The following is a 914-nucleotide window of genomic DNA, read 5'->3' on the forward strand; positions in this document are numbered from 1 at the left end:
CAAACCAAAAATGCCGAGCGTTGGGAATCCGTCTTAAATGCTTTGTTAAGTGTCTGTTTGTACCAATGGTCCAACCAAGGCTACCCCATTAGGTAAAAGAACGCTGTCATAAACGAAGACAAAGCCGTCATATTTGTCTGCTATCTGAAATAGGCTTTGCCAGATCTTGTGGTTATCTTCAAAGTCAGTATCAGAAACTAGTCCAAGCACAACTTTTGTATGACTAATTGCGTAACTAGTATTCTCTTTTCTATCGTCGCTATTGTTCAAAGAAGCGATGTACCCAAGAAAACCATCAATATGATTAGGAATTTCTGAAGATTCCATAATATTGAATCGAACAACATCCTCACCTAACTTGACATCGTAGTACGTTGGCTTTCTAAATATACCTTTGTCGCTTGTCACATCATCAAATACATCTTTTAGATCAACATTATCTCTTTGTATGTATATTGCTCCATTTGCTGCCATTATTTCTCCTTTTGACACTTAACGCCCAGTTAAGGGGTGAGCAACGCAGACCACCCAACCTAAACTATTGTGCCGTAATCACTAAAGCTGAATCAAACCCAAAATGCCGAGCGTTGGGAATCCCTCTTGAACGCTTTGTTATGTGAATTTTTCACACGCCCAAAAGAGGCAAATGTTTACGCTGCTGATAAGTTAAAGCTAACTCTAAACAGGACTTGATTGCTGTTTCTGGTAGCGCTTTCGATAAGGACAAAACTATTGCTCTGTTTCCCTGAAACACCAGTTCTTCACCATACAATTCTCGAAATGTATCGACTAACTTAGTTTGGCAATTAAAGAACAGGTAATAATTGTTAGGAGATTTCAGCTTCCAGTCTATTCTTAGCGGGCTGCCTGTTTTTACACTATAGCTAGGTTCACCCCACTTTAGAGTTTCATCG

Annotated in this window: 2 protein-coding genes; both read right to left on the minus strand. The window is 39.4% G+C overall.

The annotated features are described in order from the left end of the window. Nucleotides 1–45: 45 nt before the first annotated feature. On the minus strand, nt 46–474 hold the full coding sequence (locus IQR33_RS02280; RefSeq protein ID WP_182039728.1) for a hypothetical protein: 429 nt from the start codon (nt 472–474) through the stop codon (nt 46–48). A 151-nt stretch (nt 475–625) separates the two neighbouring features. Continuing rightward, nucleotides 626–914: DUF1801 domain-containing protein (locus IQR33_RS02285; protein WP_193843474.1), on the minus strand; the 289-nt coding region annotated here is incomplete at its 5' end.

Source organism: Vibrio sp. OPT46 (assembly GCF_015163535.1).
Classification (GTDB): Bacteria; Pseudomonadota; Gammaproteobacteria; order Enterobacterales; family Vibrionaceae; genus Vibrio; species Vibrio alginolyticus.

Bases quoted from the DNA above. Each gene is read 5' to 3' on its own strand.
- IQR33_RS02280 (WP_182039728.1), bottom strand. From the start codon at position 474: ATGGCAGCAAATGGAGCAATATACATACAAAGAGATAATGTTGATCTA.